Origin of the sequence: Plantactinospora sonchi (assembly GCF_036422035.1) — a bacterium.
GTDB classification, from domain to species: Bacteria; Actinomycetota; Actinomycetes; order Mycobacteriales; family Micromonosporaceae; genus Plantactinospora; species Plantactinospora sonchi.
Genome location: NZ_JAZGQK010000025.1, coordinates 41,918 through 61,080, shown reverse-complemented (window position 1 = coordinate 61,080; position 19,163 = coordinate 41,918). Strand labels below are relative to the sequence as shown.

At 72.2% G+C, this 19,163-nt stretch carries 16 protein-coding genes; 11 read left to right on the top strand and 5 right to left on the bottom strand.

Annotated features, from left to right (window positions below; genetic code table 11):
• Positions 1-29: 29 nt before the first annotated feature.
• Complete coding sequence (locus V1633_RS26755) at positions 30-3,557, bottom strand: adenylate/guanylate cyclase domain-containing protein (RefSeq protein WP_331215909.1); 3,528 nt, start codon at positions 3,555-3,557, stop codon at positions 30-32.
• A gap of 272 nt (positions 3,558-3,829) precedes the next feature.
• Between V1633_RS26755 and V1633_RS26750 the strand changes: the two genes are divergently transcribed.
• Positions 3,830-4,021, top strand: coding sequence for a hypothetical protein (locus V1633_RS26750; protein WP_331215672.1), 192 nt, complete (start codon positions 3,830-3,832; stop codon positions 4,019-4,021).
• A gap of 147 nt (positions 4,022-4,168) precedes the next feature.
• Here the strand turns inward: V1633_RS26750 and V1633_RS26745 are convergent, their stop codons facing one another.
• Positions 4,169-4,861: a Crp/Fnr family transcriptional regulator gene (locus tag V1633_RS26745; protein ID WP_101367233.1), complete on the bottom strand. Its 693-nt coding sequence runs from the start codon at positions 4,859-4,861 to the stop codon at positions 4,169-4,171.
• Between the two features lie 449 nt (positions 4,862-5,310).
• Between V1633_RS26745 and V1633_RS26740 the strand changes: the two genes are divergently transcribed.
• The 4 genes from V1633_RS26740 to V1633_RS26725 all read left to right on the top strand — a co-directional run bounded on the left by V1633_RS26740 (position 5,311) and on the right by V1633_RS26725 (position 8,609).
• Positions 5,311-5,805, top strand: coding sequence for a polyadenylate-specific 3'-exoribonuclease AS (locus tag V1633_RS26740; protein WP_331215673.1), 495 nt, complete (start codon positions 5,311-5,313; stop codon positions 5,803-5,805).
• A gap of 340 nt (positions 5,806-6,145) precedes the next feature.
• A complete protein-coding gene (locus V1633_RS26735) occupies positions 6,146-7,174 on the top strand; it encodes a 6-phosphofructokinase (protein ID WP_331215674.1) in 1,029 nt (342 codons plus the stop codon).
• Between the two features lie 138 nt (positions 7,175-7,312).
• Positions 7,313-8,131: a pyrroline-5-carboxylate reductase gene (gene proC, locus V1633_RS26730; protein WP_331215675.1), complete on the top strand. Its 819-nt coding sequence runs from the start codon at positions 7,313-7,315 to the stop codon at positions 8,129-8,131.
• 127 nt (positions 8,132-8,258) lie between these two features.
• A complete protein-coding gene (locus tag V1633_RS26725) occupies positions 8,259-8,609 on the top strand; it encodes a DUF2203 domain-containing protein (protein ID WP_331215676.1) in 351 nt (116 codons plus the stop codon).
• A 129-nt stretch (positions 8,610-8,738) separates the two neighbouring features.
• Here the strand turns inward: V1633_RS26725 and V1633_RS26720 are convergent, their stop codons facing one another.
• A complete protein-coding gene (locus V1633_RS26720; protein WP_331215677.1) occupies positions 8,739-9,503 on the bottom strand; it encodes a sortase domain-containing protein in 765 nt (254 codons plus the stop codon).
• A complete protein-coding gene (locus V1633_RS26715) occupies positions 9,500-10,381 on the bottom strand; it encodes a DUF4397 domain-containing protein (protein WP_331215678.1) in 882 nt (293 codons plus the stop codon). The genes V1633_RS26720 and V1633_RS26715 overlap by 4 nt, the downstream gene beginning before the upstream one ends.
• A 540-nt stretch (positions 10,382-10,921) precedes the next feature.
• Between V1633_RS26715 and V1633_RS26710 the strand changes: the two genes are divergently transcribed.
• Both V1633_RS26710 and V1633_RS26705 read left to right on the top strand, forming a co-directional pair.
• Entirely contained in the window at positions 10,922-11,593 is a 672-nt protein-coding gene (locus V1633_RS26710; protein WP_331215679.1) for a YceI family protein, read from the top strand.
• Positions 11,594-11,796: 203 nt separating this feature from the next.
• Positions 11,797-13,404 (top strand): glycosyl hydrolase family 18 protein, encoded by a 1,608-nt coding sequence (locus V1633_RS26705; RefSeq protein ID WP_331215680.1) that lies wholly within the window; start codon positions 11,797-11,799, stop codon positions 13,402-13,404.
• Positions 13,405-13,510: 106 nt separating this feature from the next.
• Here V1633_RS26705 and V1633_RS26700 read toward each other — a convergent pair whose 3' ends face one another.
• The gene (locus V1633_RS26700) at positions 13,511-15,961 is read right to left on the bottom strand and encodes a CehA/McbA family metallohydrolase (RefSeq protein WP_331215681.1); all 2,451 of its coding nucleotides are present in this window, start codon (positions 15,959-15,961) and stop codon (positions 13,511-13,513) included.
• Positions 15,962-16,219: 258 nt separating this feature from the next.
• Here V1633_RS26700 and V1633_RS26695 point away from each other — a divergent pair, with 258 nt between their 5' ends.
• Genes V1633_RS26695 through V1633_RS26680 form a run of 4 tightly spaced genes read left to right on the top strand, consistent with a single transcriptional unit; the run spans position 16,220 to position 19,063 of the window.
• On the top strand, positions 16,220-16,735 hold the full coding sequence (locus V1633_RS26695; RefSeq protein ID WP_331215682.1) for a 2'-5' RNA ligase family protein: 516 nt from the start codon (positions 16,220-16,222) through the stop codon (positions 16,733-16,735).
• A 46-nt stretch (positions 16,736-16,781) separates the two neighbouring features.
• Complete coding sequence (locus V1633_RS26690) at positions 16,782-17,393, top strand: TetR/AcrR family transcriptional regulator (protein ID WP_331215683.1); 612 nt, start codon at positions 16,782-16,784, stop codon at positions 17,391-17,393.
• Between the two features lie 18 nt (positions 17,394-17,411).
• Complete coding sequence (locus tag V1633_RS26685; protein ID WP_331215684.1) at positions 17,412-18,080, top strand: lysophospholipid acyltransferase family protein; 669 nt, start codon at positions 17,412-17,414, stop codon at positions 18,078-18,080.
• Between the two features lie 35 nt (positions 18,081-18,115).
• Complete coding sequence (locus V1633_RS26680) at positions 18,116-19,063, top strand: S41 family peptidase (protein ID WP_331215685.1); 948 nt, start codon at positions 18,116-18,118, stop codon at positions 19,061-19,063.
• Positions 19,064-19,163: the final 100 nt, after the last annotated feature.

Sequence of the window (19,163 nt, the reverse complement as noted above, 5' to 3'; positions counted from 1 at the left end):
CGGCGCGGTGCCGGGAGCCGGCGGCCCGGTCAGGAGGCGAGCATCGGCGTGCTGCCGGGAGCCGGCGGGCCCTGACCGATCCGGAGCAGGCCGGGCGCCCCGTTCCGCAGCGCGAAGGCGCGTACCTCGGTCAACGCCATCTCGGCCTCGGAACGGCGGTCCGCCAGCCGCAGTTCGGCGGCGGCGAGCGCCAGGGCGAGCATCCGGTCGGTGACGTCCGGGATCCCGGCGTAGATCTCCGCCGCCGCGGCGTACAGCTGCCCGGCCCGCTCGTGCTCGCCGTCCGAGCTGGCCAGCGCCGCCGTGACGGTACGCAGCGCCGCCTCCACCCACGGCGTGTGGTGGGTGACCCGGTCGAGCATGCCCCGGACCCGTACCGCCGCCTCCCGACCGGCCAGTGCGGCGGCGTACGCGGCGGCGGGCATCCACTCGCCACTGGCCAGGGCGGGCACCGCCGACCACGAACCGGCGAGTTCGTCGATCAGGCCGGCGGCCTCCGCTCGGCGCCCCTGCAGGGCCCGGCAGAGCGCGCCGAGCCCGAGCACGGTCCAGTGCAGCCGGTGGAAGCCGCTGCGCCGGGCGGTGGTCAACGCGTCCGTGACGTCGTCGTCGGTGGCCTCGCCGGGTACCGGCTCGTCGCGGAGCACCCGCAGGTAGGCCCGTACCCCACGGACCTGCATGTCCCAGCGACCGGCGGGAGTGTCGACGAACGCGTCGGCGACGGTCAGCAGCTTGCCGAACTCGCCCTCGCAGTACGCCCGCATCGCCTCGCCGGAACCGCCGGTGGCCAGCGCCTCGCCCCGGGTGAGGGCGGGACACGCGGCGACGAGTTCCCCGGACCGGATCCAGTCGCCCTCCTCCCGGACCGCGTACGCGAGGTTCTGCACCGCCCGGGGCCAGGCGAGGAGCTGGTGGGTCTGGCAGAGCTGGTGGATCTCGTACAACTCGGTCAGGCCGGCGGGGTCCCCGGCCTGGTAGCGGGCGGTCGCGACGGTGATCCGGGCGTTGGCCTGGGTCTCCACCAGCCCGAGCCGTTCGGCGATGTCGGCCGCGGCACCCGCCGCGGCGATCGCCGGATCCCGTTCGTAGTTGAGCATGTGCAGCCGGCCCAGCTCGGCGTAGGCGTCCGCCTTCTGCGCGGTGTCCGGCAGCGCGTCGAAGAGCTCGACGGCACGGTCCAGACAGGACAGTGCGCCGGCCCGGTCGGCGCGCAGCCAGGCGGCCTGCCCGAGCAGGGTCCAGGCCCGGGCCGCGTCGCCGTTCTCGCCGTACGCGAAGAGCCGCTCCGCCAGGGTGTGCAGCTGGTCGGTGCCACCACCGGCGAGGAAGCTGTTGCCGTCCCGGAAGTACGAGATCTCGGTGCTGAGCAGCTCCAGCCGCAGCCGGCCGACCGGGTCGGTGTCGTCGGCCAGTCCGAGTGCCCGGGCCGCGTGGTTGGCCGCCGCGTCCAGCGCGTGCAGCGCGTACGCCCGGCGCGCCGCCCGGTGCAGCGCGTCCCGGGCCGCCGGGGCGTACCGGCCGGTCGCCACACCGAGGGTGTGGGCGATCTCGTGCGCCGCCCAGCGGTGGTGCGCCAGCACCTCGGCCAGGTCGGTGTCCCGCCCCCGGGACATGCTGTCCAACCACTCGGCGGTGCGTTCGTGCCGCGCCACCCGCTCGGTACGGGGAAGCCGCTGGTAGCACACGTCCCGGACCAGCACGTGCCGGAACCGGAACTCGGCCTGGGCGGCCATCGTGGACGACGGCTGTTCGTGCACGAAGTCCCGCTGCTCCAGCCGGCGCAGCGCCCGTTCGACCGCCTCGACCGGCTGCCCCAGCGCGGCCGAGACCGCACCCGGCCAGAACTGCATGCCGACCACCGAGGCGGCCAGCAGCACCGCCCGGTCCGGACCGTCCAGCAGGTCCACCCGGTTGGCGATGACCGCGTGCACGCTCTCCGGCATCGGCATGTCGTGCCGCTTCTCCAGCGACCAGCCCCGACCGGACTGGCGCAGCGCGCCCTGCTCCATCAGCATCCGGACGTACTCGTGGGCGTAGAGCGGGTTGCCGTCCGCGACCTCGACCAGCGGACTGAGCATGTCGGTCGAGAACGCCGCCTGGCCGAAGATGTGGCCGTAGAGCGAGGCGATGGCGGCGTCCCGCAGCGGCGGCAGGGTGATGGTCAGCGAGCCGGTGATCGTCCCCGCCCAGCTCGGCTCCCGCTTGACCAACTCCGGCCGGGCGGTGCAGAGCAGCAGCAGCGGCACGTTCTGGGCGTACGCGCCGAGCAGTTCCACGAAGTTGAGCATTGCCTCGTCCGCCCAGTGCAGGTCCTCGAAGACCAGCACCGTCGGCTGCCGGGCGGCGAGCGCGACCAGGAAACGGCGCCAGGCCGACTCGGACTCCTCCGCCGGCAGGGTCGGGCCGGGCAGCCCGACCACCGGGCGGAGCGCGTCCACCAGCCGGTCCGCCTCGCCGGGACCGACCAGTTCGGCCAGCGTCGCCTCCAGCCGCCGGGCCGCGACCGAGGCCGGATCGGTGTCCAGGATGCCCGCCTCGGCCTTGACGATGTCGGCCAGCGCGGCGAAGGTGACGTTCTCGCCGAACGGCGGGCACCGACCCACCCGCCAGGTCAGCGGCTGGTCGGTCAGCCGCTCGGTGTGCCGGAACAGTTCCCGGACCAGGCGGCTCTTGCCGATCCCGGCGTGCCCGAGCACCGTGACGAGTTGGGGCAGTCGATCCCGGATGGACCGGTGCAGGGCGTTGACCAGCAGACCCAGCTCGTGTTCGCGGTCGATCAGCGGGGTGGTGTCGGGCTCGCGGTCGGGCGGCTGCCGGAGTACGGCGGCGAGCGCCAGCCAGACCTCGGTCGGCGTCGACCGGCCGCGCAGGGTCACCGGTTCCCGCGCGTCGTACCGGATCGCGTCCCGGGTCAAGGCGTACGTCGTGCCGCAGACCAGCACCCCGCCGGGCGGCGCCACCGACTGCATCCGGGACGCGGTGTTGACCACGTCCCCGGCCACGATCGCCTGACCGCCGTCCCGGGCGGCGGCCACGTCCACCAGCGCCTCACCGGTGGCCACCCCGACCCGGAAACGCAGGTGGTCGGCGCCGGTCGGGGTGAGGCGGGTCAGCACCCGCTGCAACTCCAGACCGGCGCGTACGCAGCGCAGCGCGTCCGTCTCGGTCGCCACCGGTGCGCCGAACAACGCCATCACCGCGTCACCGATGTACTTCTCCACCACCCCGCCGTAGTGGCCGATGACCCGACGGGCGGCGGAGAAGAACGAGGTCTGCATCTTCCGGACCAGCTCCGGGTCGGCGCGTTCGACGTACGGAGTGAAGTCGATCAGGTCGACGAAGAGCACGCTGACCCGGCGCCGGTCCTCCTGCCCGACACTGGCCCGACGGGTCGACTGGCCGGGGCGAGGGGTACCGCAGGCGGTACAGAACGCCGCGTCCGGGGCGAGCGGACGGTTGCACTGGGCACACGCCGGGGCGAGTTCGGTTCCACAGCCGCCGCAGTAACGGTCACCGGCTGCGGCGGTCCGGCCGCATGTCGTACACGGAGCGGAGATGCCGTCCTCCTACAGCCTCGAAGTGGCGTGTGCACTGCCGGGCGGCGCCCCTCGTCGGGGCGGGTCGGTCGGCGACCGTGGCGACCGTCGCCGGCCGGGATCGCGGAGGTCGGGTCGGCGCGGGCCGACCCGGCGAATCACCACGCCGAGTATCACCGCCCGACCCCCGTGTCGGGAACCGGGCTGTTGGCTAGCGGACAGTCCAACTGCTGGAGATCCACGATACAGTCATTGGCGCCGACCGATCGGTGAATATCAGGGAGAGATGGGCAATGGTATACGTTCGACTGGAAAAGGAATGGACCGACGGCGACGGTGTCGGCCACTCCTCGGGGGACATGATCGACGTGGACGCCGCCACCCTGGCGAAGCTCCAGGCCGCGGGCATCGTCGGAGGCGAGAGCGCCGACCAGGGCTCGACGGGCGGTGGCAAGGAGGGGACGGACTGGCTGGGTCCGACCTGATCCCGGAGGGGAACGCGCCGGAGGGCGTTGCGGAACTGTGCTGAGCGGGCGTGTCAGGAACGGTCTACCCGTTCCCGGCACGCCCTCTCGCGTACGTCCGAGGTGGAATCGCGGTGGCGGCGTCCGGTACGGGAGCCGCCGGTGGTCTCAGCGTTCGGCCATGCCGGCGCGTCGGCGCAGCGCCGCCACGTCGGTGACCACGATCCGGCGCCCCTCGGTACGCAACCAGCCCCGGCTGGCGAACGAGCCGATCGCCTGGTTGACGCTCTGCCGTGAGCCGCCGGCCATCTCGGCCAGCTGGCTCTGGTTGAGCTCGATCGTGATCATGGGAGCCTGGCTCTCGCCGGCCAGCCGGACCAGTGTCTTGGCCACCCGACCCGGCAGGTCGAGAAAGACGTGGTCGGCGTTCTGCTCGGTCAGCCGGCGGATCAGCCCGCCGAGCGACCGCATCACCGCGTCCAGGATGCGCGGGTTCGAGTGCACCAGTTCCATGAAGGCGCCCCGGGACAGCGCCAGGGCGGTGCAGTCCTCGATGGCCTCCGCGGACGCCGAGCGGGTGGAGGCGTCCAGCAGGGACACCTCGCCCAGGACGTCCGGGGGACGGATGACGTTGAGTACCGCCCGTTCGCCGGTCGGCGCGGTGCGGAACACCGCCACCGCCCCACGACGGAGCACGATCAGCGACTCGCCCGGGTCGTTCTCGACGAACAGCAGTTGGCCCTTGCGATAGGTGCGGGGGACTGCCGCGGCGATCACCCGCTGGCGCACCTCGGGCTCAAGGCCGGCGAACATGTCGACGCCGGTGAGGGCGTCGCCCGGCTCAGGCAGGCGAACCTCCAAGGCTCAACCCCTCCCCGGTGAATAACCCAGTATTGCTCTCGGACGACCCGCAACCGACCGAAGTAGCAAGGTGAAACTGATACCGGTAGGAGTCCGGCAGCGGTACACATCAGATCATGACGGCCCTGTCGCTTGCTGTACACCCCTCAAATCACTTCTGTGACAGTTCTGTCGCTGACCGGCCCGCATTCTGAGGGCGGATCCGCCGTTGGACGGGGCCGGACGGGGGCGTGGCGGGTCCAGGGGGGCCGGGAGCCGTGGCCGGCCGGATGGTGTCAGTTCCACCGGCCGGTCATGGCGTGGGGAGGCGGGCCCGGGGGTACGGGCCGCCCGCCCGTCCACGGCGGGTCGACCCGTCCCGCCTCGCGGCGTTTCACCCCGCCCCGCCCGGCGGCGTTTCACCCGCCCCGCCCGGCGGCCGGCGGGGCGGATGGGCGAGGATGGCGGGGATGGTCTACCGCTATTTCTACGACTGCGAGTTCATCGAGGACGGCCGCCTGGTCGACCTGGTGTCGATCGGTGTCGTCGACGAGTACGGTCGCGAGTTCTACGCGGTCTCCACCGAGTTCGACGACTCCCGGGCGGTGCCGTGGGTGCGTCGCCACGTACTGGACAAGTTGCCGTCCCCGGCGGACCGGGCCTGGCGTTCCCGGGCCCGGATCCGGGACGATCTCCACGAGTTCCTGGTCGAGCCGATCCGGGGCCGGCCGAACGAGCAGCTCGAACTCTGGGCCTGGTACGCGGCGTACGACCACGTGGCGCTGGCCCAGCTCTGGGGGGCGATGCCGGCGTTGCCCCGGGAGATTCCGCGGTTCACCAAGGAGCTCCGGCAGCGCTGGGAGGACCGGGGTCGGCCGCCGCTGCCCGACGCGGCCGCGGGCCGGCACGACGCCCTGGTCGACGCCCGGCACAACCTCGCCCGGTGGCGGGCCATGCACTCCTGATCGGCAGCCCGGCGCGGCGACGCGCTGTTGAGCGGGACGGCGGGACGGGACGGCACGGCACGGCGACGCACGGCTGAGCGGGCCGCCGGCGGGAACGGCGCCGCTGGCGCCCGCCGGGCGGGCGGGCGGGCGGGGCGAACCGTGAATGACAAGATCAAGATGACCTTTTTGTGATCACGCGGTGACGCCTGACGGGGCGCGCTGGCCTGCCTCTCGGCAGGCGACTACAGTGCGCAATGACGGCCCGCCCCGGGCCGGCAACGGTGCCGCGACGGTCTGACGGACTTCGACCCTGGGGCTTGACGGGCTTAATCGAAGGCTCCAGGAGGATGAGCAGATCATGCGTATCGGCGTGCTCACCGGTGGTGGTGACTGCCCGGGTCTGAACGCGGTGATCCGAGCGGTGGTGCGCAAGGGCGTCGCCACCTACGGCCACGAATTCGTCGGATTCCGGGACGGGTGGCGTGGCCCGCTGGAGGGGCTGACCAAGCCGCTCGGCATCGCGGAGGTCCGGGGCATCCTGCCGCGCGGCGGCACTATTCTGGGCTCCTCCCGGACCAACCCGTTCAAGATCGAGGGCGGCGTCGAGCAGATCAAGAGCAACCTCGCCGAGCAGGGTGTCGACGCCCTGGTGGCGATCGGTGGCGAGGACACCCTCGGTGTCGCCACCAAGCTCCACGAGCTCGGTGTCCAGGTGGTCGGCGTACCGAAGACGATCGACAACGACCTCGGCGCCACCGACTACACCTTCGGCTTCGACACCGCGGTCAACATCGCGATGGAGGCGATCGACCGGCTGCACACCACGGCCGAGAGCCACCACCGCACCCTGGTCGTCGAGGTGATGGGCCGGCACGCCGGCTGGATCGCCCTGCACGCGGGTCTCGCCGGTGGCGCGAACGTGATCCTGCTTCCGGAGCGGCCGTTCGACGTCGACCAGGTCGCCGGGTACGTCGAGAAGCGCTTCCAGCACCAGTACGCCCCGATCGTGGTCGTCGCCGAGGGTGCCCAGCCGCTGGAGGGCCAGATGGTCCTGCAGAACCAGGAGCTGGACTCGTTCGGGCACGTCCGGCTCGGTGGCATCGGCCAGTGGCTCGCCGAGCAGCTGGAGGCGAAGACCGGCAAGGAGGCCCGGACGGTTGTCCTCGGGCACATCCAGCGCGGTGGCACCCCGACCGCCTTCGACCGGGTGCTCGCCACCCGGCTCGGCCTGCAGGCGATCGACGCGGTCAACGAGGGCGACTGGGGCAAGATGGTCGCCATGCAGGGCACCAACATCGTCCGGGTGCCGCTGGTCGAGGCGACCAAGGAACTCAAGACCGTGCCGCTGGAGCGTTACACCGAGGCCGAGGTCTTCTTCGGCAGCTGACGCCCGGTGACGGTGGGTGGCCCGCCGCGCCCGGCTCCGAGCGGTCAGACCTGACCTCCCGGCCGGGCCCGGCGGGCCAGCCCCGTCCCGGGTGCACCCGCCCGCGACGGCTTGACGGCTTCCAGCTGAGGAGAAGCGATGGCGCCGGGAGCGCACACGGTGGCCGTGATCGGCACCGGCAAGATCGGTGAGCTGATGCTCTCCGGACTGCTCCGTGCGGGCTGGCCGGCGGAGCGGTTGCTCGCCACCACGCGTCGCCCGTCCCGGGCGGAGGAGATCACCGCCCGGTACGGCGTACCGGTGGTGGACAACCTGGTGGCGGTGGCCGAGGCGGACGTCCTCGCCATCTCGGTCAAGCCGCAGGACGCGGACGCGCTGCTGGACGAGATCGGGCCGAAGGTGCCGGCGGACAAGTTGCTGATTTCGCTCTGTGCCGGCCTGCCGACGAGTTTCTTCGCCCGGCGCCTGCCGGAGGGGACCCCGGTGATCCGGGTGATGACCAACACGCCCGCCCTGGTCGACCAGGCGATGACGGCGATCTCCGCAGGCTCCCACGCCACCGGCGCGCACCTGGAACTGGCCGAGGAGATGTTCCGGCCGCTCGGCGCGACGATCCGGGTCCCCGAGGCGCAGCAGGACGCGGTGACCGCTCTCTCCGGTTCCGGCCCGGCCTACTTCTACCTGCTGGTCGAGGCGATGGTCGACGCCGGGATCCTGCTCGGACTGCCCCGCCAGGTCGCGCACGAGCTGATCGTGCAGACCGCCATCGGTTCCGCGACCATGCTGCGTGATTCCGGTGAGCACCCGGTCAAACTGCGGGAGGCGGTGACCTCGCCGGCCGGGACCACCATCTCGGCGATCCGCGAACTGGAGAACCACGGCGTGCGGGCCGCGCTGCTCGCCGCGCTCGAGGCGGCCCGGGACCGGGCCCGGGAGATCGCCGCCCAGCACGAGTGAACGCTCCGGGCGGGCTCCACCGCGACCAGTGGTCGCGGGCCGGCCCGGGAAACCGTCGTGTTGCCGGGCCGTGAACTTGCCGGTCCGTTGTCGGACGGCCGGCCGTCCGTGCCCGATACTGTCCGTTGTGTTCACCCTCGCCCAGGCACGGCACATGATCGCCACGCTCCGACCCCGGATCGACGAGCTCATCCGGCTCCGCGCCGACCTCGCCGAACTCCGGGTCGACCTGGCCGATCGCGGAACCAGCCCGTTCGGCGGACTGGCCGAGGTCAAGAGCCTGGAGGCGCGGATCTTCGGTCTCCTCGAGGAGCTGACCGGGCACGACATCCAGGTCAAGGGGTTCGCCCCGGTACTGCTCGACTTCCCCGGCGAGCGCGACGGCCGGCCGGTGCTGTGGTGCTGGCTGGAGGGGGATGACGACGTGGGGTGGTACCACCGGGTGGAGTGCGGGTTCCAGGGGCGTCGCCGGGTCTGACCCGAGGCCGGCACCGGCCGTGCCGGTGGGGCTTGGGGCCGGGCACCCGCTCCGGGCGGTCGGGCTTGATCCGGTCGCGGAAGATCCCGGCGCCCCGCCCGCGCCAGGTCCGGCGATGGCTGCGGCGGATTATCCGGCGGCCGAGTCGGGGAGGCGTACCGGCAGGTCGGCGACGGCGTAGACGACCAGGTTGTCCCGGTAGTGCCCGACCGGCCGGTCGAACAGCCCGGTGCAGGTGATCAGCCGCAGTTCGGGGCCGGGGGTGGGACCGTAGACCACGGTGGTGGGGAAGTCCGCCTTGGCGTGCCGGCTGGCGCCGGTGACCCGGAACCGGAGCCAGCGGTTCCCACGCCGTACCTCGACCAGATCGCCCGGCTCCAGTTCCGGTAACCGGTGGAATACCGCCGGACCGGTCTTCGAGTCGACGTGCCCGGCGAGCACCGCCGGGCCGACGTCGCCGGGGACGACTCCGTCCACGTACCAGCCGGCTTCGCCGAAGGCCGCCGGCGGGGTGAGCCGCCCGGACCGGTCCAGCCGCAGTCGGGCCAGCGTGCTGTCGACCCGGATGCGCGGGATCCGTACCCGGGTCGGCGGGCCGCTGGGCGCCGGGTCGGCGGGCCGCGCGGCGTTGCCGGGAGCGGGCGCCTCGACCCGGCACGGCGGCCCGCAGGCCGCCGTGCCGCACACCGGTGGACAGGTCGCGGCCCGGGCCGGAGGAGGTGCCGGCGTCCGCACCGGCAGCCCGCCGTCCCCGGTCAGGGTGACGGCGAGACCGGCGCCGAGTACCAGACAGAGCAGCAGACCGCCGACGCCCCGGGGGCGTACCGGATCGGCGGGTACGAGGTCGCCGACGGGTACCGGCCCGGGTCGACTCCGGCCGGGCCCGTCCGTCACGAGCTGCGGGTACGCCGCCGTAGGGCGTACCGACCGGCCACCGCGACGAGGAACGCGCCCAGCGCGACCAGCGGGGCGGCACCCGTCGGGTACGAACCGTCGCCGCTTCCGGCGGTGCCGCCGGCCCCGGTGTCCACCCCACCGGCCGGTACGACCACGCCACCCCGGGCGTCGACCCGTAGTTCGGTGGTCAGCCCGCCCTGCTTCGCGTCGAGGACCAGCAGCGAGTAGACGGCGCCGTCGTGCAGCGACACGGCGGTGGTGGTCGGCGCGGCTCCGGTGCCGGCCAGCCGCAGTGTGGCGCGTCCCGGTTCGACCTGCTGGTAGGGGGTGGTGGTGGCGAACTGCACGGCGTTGGCGATGCGCTCCCCGTCCGCCACCGACACGTCGATCACGGGTGCCCGGACCGATGCCTGGACGACCCGGACCTTGGCCCTGCCGTCCGCCGGGGCGCTCAGGTCGTCGTCCAGTACCTTCAGTCCCAGTTCGGCGTAACGGCCCACCCCGGCGACGGTGTACGCCTTGCCGGCGGTCACCGAGACGCTGGTGGTCAGTACCGGCGGGTCGCTGGCCGGCGCCCCTGCCCTGCGCATCGCGACGGCGTACGGGCCGACGGGCAGTGGCAGGTACGGCGACAGCACCCCGTAGCCGACCGCCTTGAACACCTGCGGATCCGCCTTGTCGGACTCGGCGCCGAGGTAGACGTCGACCGCCGGGGTGTCCGGGGAGAGGTGGGCCAGCCGGACGTAACCGACCGGGGCGGCGGAGGCCACGGCGGGGCCGGCGACCACCGTGGTCAGTCCCGCGCCGAGCAGAAGTGTGGCGGCCACGGCGACGACCTGCCGTGGGATCCGTGAAAGTTGGTGGTTGTCTGTCATCTCGCCTCCTGAGCATGCCGGGCAACGTGCGCCGGGCAAGGTAACGGCCCGGTGGCCCGGGACGTCGCACTCGCGGTCCGTCGGGCCGGGGATGGTCGCGAGGTGGTGCTCGGGAGGCGGTGATCGCGATCGGATGCTCGGCGGGACCGGTGCCGCCCCAGGGTCGCGATCGTCGGGACAACTACGCAAGCGCGCCACGCAGGGTGATCCGATTGTTACGAGCCGACGGCCGGGTCGTGCCGGTGCCAGTGTGCCCGGCGCTGATCTCACAGCGGCCCACGTAATTCGATTCTCGGGGCGGCCGGACCGGAATTCGTGAAGCAATGCGAATATGGCTATGGAGTGCGGCGGCTTTCCATTGTGGTGAGAATCGTCACGCTCGGGCCCGGGACCGGGATAAGTGCGGCAACGGGATTCGGGGCGGCGCCGCGACCTCTTTATGCTGTGCCGGTCCCGAACGTTCGACCACTGCTCGGGCGGCCTGCACCGGTCAGTCGGGCCCGGTGACGCGCAGAACCCATTCGGGGGAAAGGCACAACGATGAGCGGCACCGCCACGCGTTCCTGGAATGGCATGACCATCCCGGCCGCCGGTACCTACAAGCTTGATCCCGCACACAAACGGATCGGTTTCCTGGCCCGGCACATGATGGTCAGTCCGGTACGGGGCGAGTTCGGCGAGGCGACCGCGAGCATTGTCGTGGCGGACGACCCGGTGGATTCCTGGGTGACCGCGAGCATGTGGTCGGCGAGCCTCACCACCGGCCACGCCGACCGGGACACCCATCTGCGCAGTGCCGACTTCCTCGACGTGGAGCGGTATCCGACGCTCGAGTACCGCAGCACCGGGATCAAGTGGGAACAGGACCGGAACGACGAGATCTTCTTCTGGGCCCGGCTGCGCGGCAACCGCCTGGGCCGCCGGGCCGAGGCACCCAACGTTCCGGAGCAGCCGAGTCGTACGTCGGGACGGTTCCTGCTCGCCGGCGAACTGACGGTGAAGGGGATCACCCGGGCGGTCGATCTGCGGGTGGAGTTCGGCGGTGCCCGCCGGGATCCCTACGGACAGGACATCTTCGGGTTCAGCGCGACGGCGGAGATCGAGCGCGAGGACTACGGCCTGCTCTGGAACGTCGCCCTGGAGAGCGGCGGGGTGCTGGTGGGGAAGACCGTGCTGATCGAGATCGCCGGCGAGGCGATCCGGCAACCCTGACCCCGGCCCTGGGCCCCCGGGACCGTCCCGCGCTGATCGGGCCCGGCCTGCCCGGGCCATGGGTGACCGGGCCGCGGGTGGGCGGGCTGCGGGTGACCAGCCAGCGGGGAATCGAAACATGGACATCTTGACGAACCGGTGAACCGGTGAGTAGCGTCGCCTCACGTTAAATGGAAAGTTTCCTAAAAATAAAGGGAGACGCCATGGGAAGATCCTTCCGTCGGGCGATGTGGGCCGGCGTCGTGGCGGCACTGGCCGTCGCGGCGGTCCCGGTCACCGCCGCCTTCGGCGCCGGCAACCTCACCACCAGCTTCACCTCCACCTCCGACTGGGGTTCCGGCCACGAGGTCAGGGTCACCGTCACCAACGGCACCGACGCTCCGGTGTCCACCTGGCGGGTGGAGTTCGACCTACCGTCCGGAACGACGGTCAGCAGCTTCTGGGACGCGGACGTCACCCGCAGCGGCAACCGCTACACGGCGGTGAAGAAGAGCTGGGCCGGTGCGATCGCCCCCGGGGCGTCGTTCAGCTGGGGCTACGTCGGCACCGGCGGCTACCGGGCACCGTCCAACTGCACCGTCAACGGTGCCGCCTGCGGCGGCGGTGGTACGCCGAATCCGACCACCACGCCACCGACCACCACGCCGACGACCAACCCGCCCACCACCCCGCCGACGACCAACCCGCCGCCGCCCGGCGACCAGAAGGTGGTCGGCTACTTCGCCCAGTGGGGTGTCTACGCCCGCAACTACCACGTGCGGAACATCCACACCAGCGGCTCGGCCAGCAAGCTGACCCACATCATGTACGCCTTCGGCAACACCACCGGCGGCCGGTGCACCATCGGGGACAGCTACGCCGACTACGAGAAGGCGTACACGGCGGCGGAGAGCGTCGACGGCGTCGCCGACACCTGGGACCAGCCGCTGCGGGGCAGCTTCAACCAGCTGCGCAAGCTCAAGCAGATGTACCCGCACATCAAGGTGATCTGGTCGTTCGGCGGTTGGACCTGGTCGGGCGGCTTCACCCAGGCCGCGCAGAACCCGGCCGCGTTCGCCGAGTCCTGCCACAACCTCGTCGAGGACCCGCGCTGGGCGGACGTCTTCGACGGCATCGACATCGACTGGGAGTACCCGAACGCCTGCGGCCTCACCTGTGACAGCAGCGGCCCGAACGCGTTCAAGAACGTGGTTTCCGCGCTGCGCAGCCGGTTCGGTTCGTCCGCGCTGGTCACCGCCGCGATCACCGCTGACGGCAGCAACGGTGGCAAGATCGACGCCGCCGACTACGCCGGTGCGATCAACAACCTCAACTGGCTGATGCCGATGACGTACGACTACTTCGGCGCCTTCGCCGCGCAGGGCCCGACGGCCCCGCACTCGCCGCTGACGTCGTACTCCGGGATTCCGCAGCAGGGCTTCTGGTCCGACGCGGCGATCCAGAAGCTGAAGAGCAAGGGCATCCCGGCCAGCAAGCTGCTGCTCGGCATCGGTTTCTACGGTCGCGGTTGGACCGGCGTCACCCAGGCCACCCCGGGCGGTACGGCGACCGGCGCGGCCCCGGGCACCTACGAGGCCGGCATCGAGGACTACAAGGTCCTGAAGAACACCTGCCCGGCCACCGGCACCATCGCCGGCACGGCGTACGCCAAGTGCGGCAGCAACTGGTGGAGCTACGACACCCCGGCGACCATCGGCGGCAAGATGTCGTACGCGAAGGGTCAGGGCCTGGGCGGCTCCTTCTTCTGGGAGCTCTCCGGCGACACCACCAACGGTGAACTGATCAGCGCCATCTCCAACGGTCTGCGGTAGCCGGACGGCACCCCGGCTGTCGGAGGCGGGCCCTGGTCACCCTCGGGTGACCAGGGCTCCGCCCGTTGTGTGGCACGCCGTACCGGCCCGAGCGCCGGTCAGCCGGTCAGCCGCGGATCAGGAAGACCTGCTGGGTCGCGTCCCGCTGGGTCCGGGTCGCGGCGCGGTCGCCGGTGAAGACCACCGTGCCACGGTCGACCGCCGGCCAGGTGCCGTTGCCCCGGGTGGTCAACCGCACGGCCGGCGTCCAGCCCGTCCGGCTGTCGCGGCGGGAGGTGAAGACCTTCCAGCGCCAGTCGGTGGAGCGCGAGTCGTACCAGACGGCCCGGACCGCGCCGTCGGCGTCGTTGCCCAGCCGGGGTCGCTGACTCATCGCGTTCGGGTCGACCGCCACCGGCTCCGCCGGGGACCAGGTCCTGCCGTCCGTCGACCGGCTCGCCCGCAGGGACAGGTTCACCCCGGCGGGGGAGAGCACCTTGGTCTCCCAGGCGACGACGAGGGATCCGTCCCGGTCCACCGCGAGACTCGGGTGCCGGTCGGCCGCGTCGTCGTTGTTGCTGACCCGGACCAGGCCACTCCAGGCTGACCGGGTACCGGCCCGGACCGCCGCGACGATCTCCCAGTTGTCCGGGTTGGTGCCACCGCTGGCCTCCTCGCCGGGCGGCGGGGTGTGCCCGGTCCAGCCCGGGTCGGGGTCGAACCGGTTGTCCTGCCAGGTGACGACGATCCGCCGATCCGGGGTGACCGCGACCGAGGGGAACAGCGAGGCGGGGTGCCGGGGCGAGCGGGCGTCCGTCGGCGTACCAGGGTCGATCACCTTGCCGGCGGCCGAGACGTTGACCGGAGCCGGATCGACGCCGACGACCTGGACGCGTACGTCGAACGCGCCGCCGCCGTTGTCGGTCCAGGCGACGACCGGGTGCGTGCGGTCCACCAGCGCGATCGCCGGGTGCAGGGCCCGGCCCCGACCGTCGCTGAGCCGGACGGCGGAACCGAAGCTCCGCCCCCCGTCGCGGCTGTGCCGCAGGTGGATCGCGGGCCGGTGCGGCCGCTCGTGGCCCCGGGCGTCCTGCCACACCACCCAGACGTCGTCACCGGCGGCGACCACCCGGGGCGACGACGCCGTCCCCGAGCTGTCGGAGAGGACGATCGGCTCGCCGTGTCCGTCGTGCTCCCCGTCCAGCCGGCGGTACACCACCGCACTCCGGTGGTCCCGGTGCAGCTCGGCGACCACGTGGGTCACCCGGCCCTCGACCGCCAGGTCGGCGAAGCCGGCGAAGTCACCGGACTCGCCGAGGACCAGGCTCGCCCGGTCGTCGCCGCCGAGCGGGGCCGGCAGGTTGAGTTCCGGAGCCGGTACCGCCGGCTGCCGGACCGAGACGAAGATCGGCGAGGTGGCGGCACGGAGCTGGTCGGGCAGGTTCGGGTCGGCCTCGCGTCCGGAGAGTTCGCCCGGAGCCCGCACCTCCACCCGGTACCAGCTCTGCGCACCGCGCAGGGTGAGCGGAAGCAACCAGGTCTGCTCGTCCCGGTCGGGAACGAAGGTGGCCAGCGGGCCGGCGGAACGGCCCGGCGAGCCGTACACCAGGACCTTTGTCCCGACGGCCGCGCGGGCCCGGATCCGCAGCTTCGCCCGCTTCGACAGCCGGTCGGTGCGGACCACGACCTCGTCGCCGCCGATCGCCTCGAACCGGCCGTCGCCGTCCACATCGGCCTCGATCGTCACGAACGGTCCGTCCGGCCCCATCGACAGCGTGGTACGCCCCGCCTTGAGCGCGTCGAGGATTGCCCGGGTCGAGCGTTCGGCGGCGAAGACCCAGGTGGTCGGCCGGCCCGGCGCGCTCACCGGGCGCAGCTCCTTGAAGTGGCTGTCGCTCGCCGCGACGCCGCCGAACCGGAACCCGTGGTTCCACCGGTTCTCGGCGTACTCGATCTCGGCGTCGGGGTTGTTGCTGACGTTCCAGAGCTCGACCACGTCGACACCCTGGGCGCTGGCGTTGTCGTTCGGACCTGTCGCCGGGGTGTACTCGCCGTCGTCGGGGTGCGCGACCGACCAGACCGCGTGCTGGGCGTGCGCGTCCCAGATCGACTGTTGGATGTGCCGGAACGCCGCCGAGCCGGGCGGGTTGGCGCCGTCGACCACGGTGTCCACGGCGCCGAGCACCACCGCGTGCGGTGAACCGTTGACCTCCTCACCGGTGAGCAGCAGCAGTTTCGACGAGGTCCACTGCGGATCCCAGTGCTGGTCGTACGTGCGGTGGTCGGTCAACGGCAGGAAGGCCAGCCCGACCCCCTCGGCGTACCCGATCTGGTCGCCGACCGGCAGGTTGCCGGGGTCGCGCTGGTCCGAGAGCTGCCGTGGCGCGCTGCCGTCCGACGAGTGGTCGTCGTGGACGTGCGTGTCGCCCGGCAGCCACATCCCCTCGGGTCCGGCGCCGTGCTTCCCGGCCTCGTCGTGGTCGCCGGGGTCCGCCTGAGCGGCGGTGGCGGGCCCGAGCCCACCGGCGGCGACCACGGCCCCACCGACCGCGATGAACTGCCTGCGGTCCAATTCCATCCAGTCCCCATTTCCACAGAACCCACGTTGTGGCCGCTCAGGGACCCCACACGGCCCGGCGACCAGGAGTTCGATCACGTCCTAGGCGGGCCGACGCTAATCCTGCGGTGGGCAGGGGACGTGAACCCCGGGTGAACCCCGGACGGCGACGCCACCAGCTACCGGGTGGTATCCGGCAGGACCGGACAACGGTGCTGAGCTGCTCCCGGCCGCCCGGGTCGGGCCGACGGCCGGGCCGCCGGTGCGTAAGGTGATCAAGTGGTCGCGGCGCTGGAGTTGTACCTCGATACCGACGCCACCCGGCGGATCCGGGTGCTCTGGGACGCGCTGGAGTCCGAGGGGGTGCAGAGTCTGCGCTCGCTGCTCGGCCAGCGACACCGGCCGCACATGTCGCTGGCGGTCGCTCCGCGACTCGACCCGGAGCAGGTGGCCGGCGCGTTGACCGGACTGGTCGTGGCCGCGCCGCTGCGACTCGACTTCCAGTGCGCCGGACAGTTCGTCGGTCGGGTGCTCTGGCTCGGGCCGGCGCCCACCGCCGAACTGCTGGCCCACCAGGCGTCGGTGTACGACCGCCTGACCGGTGCCGGGGTCGCGGTCAGCAAGCACTACCGGCCCGGCCGCTGGGTGCCGCACTGCACGCTGTCGATGCGGGTGCCGAACGTGCTGATGGCGGCGTCGGTCCGCCGTTGTCTGGAGGTGCTGCCGATCGACGCGACCGTGGTCGGTGCCGCCGTCGTCGACCACGCCCGGGACATCGTCCGGCCGTTGCCCTGACGGGACGGCGGTAGACACTGTCTACGGCTTCTGGTAGACACTGTCCATGCCTCCCGACCTGGACCGAAGCCTGCGGGACCGGCTCGTTCAGGTCGGCGTCGACCTGGTCGCCCGGTCCGGCACCGAAGCCCTGTCACTGCGCGAGATCGCCCGTCGGGCCGGCGTCTCACACGGCGCCCCACGGCGGCACTTCCCGACCCACCAGGCGTTGTTGGCCGCGATCGCGATGGAGGGCTACCGCGAACTCGGCCGGCGGATCACCGAGCGGGTCACCGGTGACGGGTCCGCCGAACCGTACGCCCAACTGGTCGCCCTCGGTCGGCTCTACCTGGACTTCGCCCGGACCAACACCGGAATGTTCGCCCTGATGTTCCGGCACGACCTGCTGCGGGGCAACGGGATCGGGCTGCGCGAGGCGAGTCAGCCGCTCTTCGGCGTACTCGTCGACCTGGTCGCCCGGGCCCGCCCGCCGGCCGCCGACGTCGCCGCGCCCGCGGTCGTCGCCGGCGCGCTCTGGGCCAACTGGCACGGCATCGCCCAACTCTGGCAGTGGGGGAGCCTGCAGACCACCGTCCGGATCGACGACGTCGAGCCGCTGCTGCGGGCCGCGCTGGCCGCGCACGTCGGCCCGGCTCCCACCCCCGCCGCGACCCACTGAATCCTCCGGAGGAGAAACGTGCTGCTCCAGGGCGCCACCCGGCTGCTGCTGGTCCCACTGTCCCGGCTGGTCTTCCGGCCGGTGATCGAGGGACGGGAGAACGTGCCCCGACGCGGCCCGGTGATCCTGGCCGTCAACCACCTGTCCGCCTTCGACAGCGTGGTGATTCCACTGGTGGCCCCCCGACCGGTCGCCTTCCTGGCCAAGGCGGAGTACTTCCGGCAGCCCGGGCTCAAGGGGTGGCTGGTCCGAACCTGCCTGACCGCCATCGACGCCATACCGGTGCCGCGCGGCGGTCACCGGGCCGCCCAGGACGCGCTGGAGGTGGCGCGGGGTGTCCTCGCCGACGGCAAAGCCTTCGGCATCCACCCCGAGGGCAGCCGGTCCCGGGACGGGCGGATCTACCGTGGTCGTACCGGCGTGGCCTGGTTGGCGCTCGCCTCCGGTGCCCCGGTGGTCCCGGTCGCCGTCCTCGGCACCGACCGGATCCAGCCCGTCGGCACCCGGCTGCCCCGGATCGGCCGGATCACCGTACGGTTCGGGGCGCCGCTGCACTTCACCCCGTCGCCCGGCGCCCGCAGCGGCCAACTGCGGCGGGCCGCCACCGACGAGATCATGGCGGCGATCCAGGAACTCTCCGGCCAGGAACGGGCCGACGACTACAACGAGCTCTCCACGACCGTCTGACCGGTCGTTCGGCCGACCTGGGTAGGCTGCCGGCCGTGCCGACCGACGTGATCGAGGACGCGCTCGCCGTACTCTGCGCCCGATACATCTTCCCGGAGAAGGCGGCGACGGCCGCCGAGACGATCCGGGCCCGGCGCGACGCCGGTGAATACCGGAACCTCACCGAGGAGGCGTTGGCCGCACGGCTGACCGCCGACCTGTTCGAGACCTGCGCGGACCGGCATCTGCGGGTCCGGATCCGGGACGACCAACTGGCGACCGTCTCCACCGAGGCGGAGTTGGCGGCCGCCTGGCGTGAACAGGCGAGGCTGGCCAACTACGGCATCAGCCGGGTCGAGCGACTCGACGGCAACGTCGGCTATCTCGACCTCCGGATGATCGCCGACGCCGCTGCCGGAGGCCGGGCCATCGCGGCGGCGATGGAACTCGTCGCGCGGACCCACGCGCTCATCGTCGACCTGCGCCGGAACCGGGGTGGTTCGCCGAACGGCGTCATCTTCTGGACCAGTTACCTCTTCCCCGACGACCAGACCCACCTGAACAGCATCCAGGACGGGGAGAGTGGCCAGACCCGGCAGTACTGGAGCCTCGCCTACCTGCCCGGCGAGCGTTACCTCGACCGACCGGTCTTCGTGCTGACCAGCGGCGTCACGTTCTCCGCTGGCGAGGAGTTCTGCTACAACCTCAGGACACGCGGCCGGGCGACCCTGATCGGCGAGACCACCCGGGGCGGAGCACACCCGACCAGGATCGTTCCGCTCAGCCCGACGTTGGAGATCACCGTGCCGGACGCCCGGTCGATCAATCCGGTGACCGGCACCAACTGGGAGGGGACCGGCGTCGAGCCGGACGTGGCGGTGCCGGCCGAGCAGGCGTACCAGGTCGCCTACGGTCGCGCGCTACGGCACGTGCTGACCACCACGACCTCGGCCGCGGTGCTGGCGGAGGCGCGGGCCGCGCTGGCCGACCTGCCCGACGTCTGACCCGACGCGCGGGACGCCGCCATCCACACGGGACGGTTGGCGCGGTCGACCTGTCGTGCCGTGTCCCCGGTTGGCCCGTCGTGCCACGACCCGGTTGGAA

Excerpts from the sequence above, each read along its gene's own strand:
- V1633_RS26750 (WP_331215672.1), top strand. The coding sequence starts at position 3,830 with ATGGTATACGTTCGACTGGAAAAGGAATGGACCGACGGCGACGGTGTC.
- V1633_RS26740 (WP_331215673.1), top strand. The coding sequence starts at position 5,311 with ATGGTCTACCGCTATTTCTACGACTGCGAGTTCATCGAGGACGGCCGC.
- V1633_RS26735 (WP_331215674.1), top strand. The coding sequence starts at position 6,146 with ATGCGTATCGGCGTGCTCACCGGTGGTGGTGACTGCCCGGGTCTGAAC.
- proC (WP_331215675.1), top strand. The coding sequence starts at position 7,313 with ATGGCGCCGGGAGCGCACACGGTGGCCGTGATCGGCACCGGCAAGATC.
- V1633_RS26715 (WP_331215678.1), bottom strand. The coding sequence starts at position 10,381 with ATGACAGACAACCACCAACTTTCACGGATCCCACGGCAGGTCGTCGCC.
- V1633_RS26710 (WP_331215679.1), top strand. The coding sequence starts at position 10,922 with ATGAGCGGCACCGCCACGCGTTCCTGGAATGGCATGACCATCCCGGCC.
- V1633_RS26705 (WP_331215680.1), top strand. The coding sequence starts at position 11,797 with ATGGGAAGATCCTTCCGTCGGGCGATGTGGGCCGGCGTCGTGGCGGCA.
- V1633_RS26700 (WP_331215681.1), bottom strand. The coding sequence starts at position 15,961 with ATGGAATTGGACCGCAGGCAGTTCATCGCGGTCGGTGGGGCCGTGGTC.
- V1633_RS26690 (WP_331215683.1), top strand. The coding sequence starts at position 16,782 with ATGCCTCCCGACCTGGACCGAAGCCTGCGGGACCGGCTCGTTCAGGTC.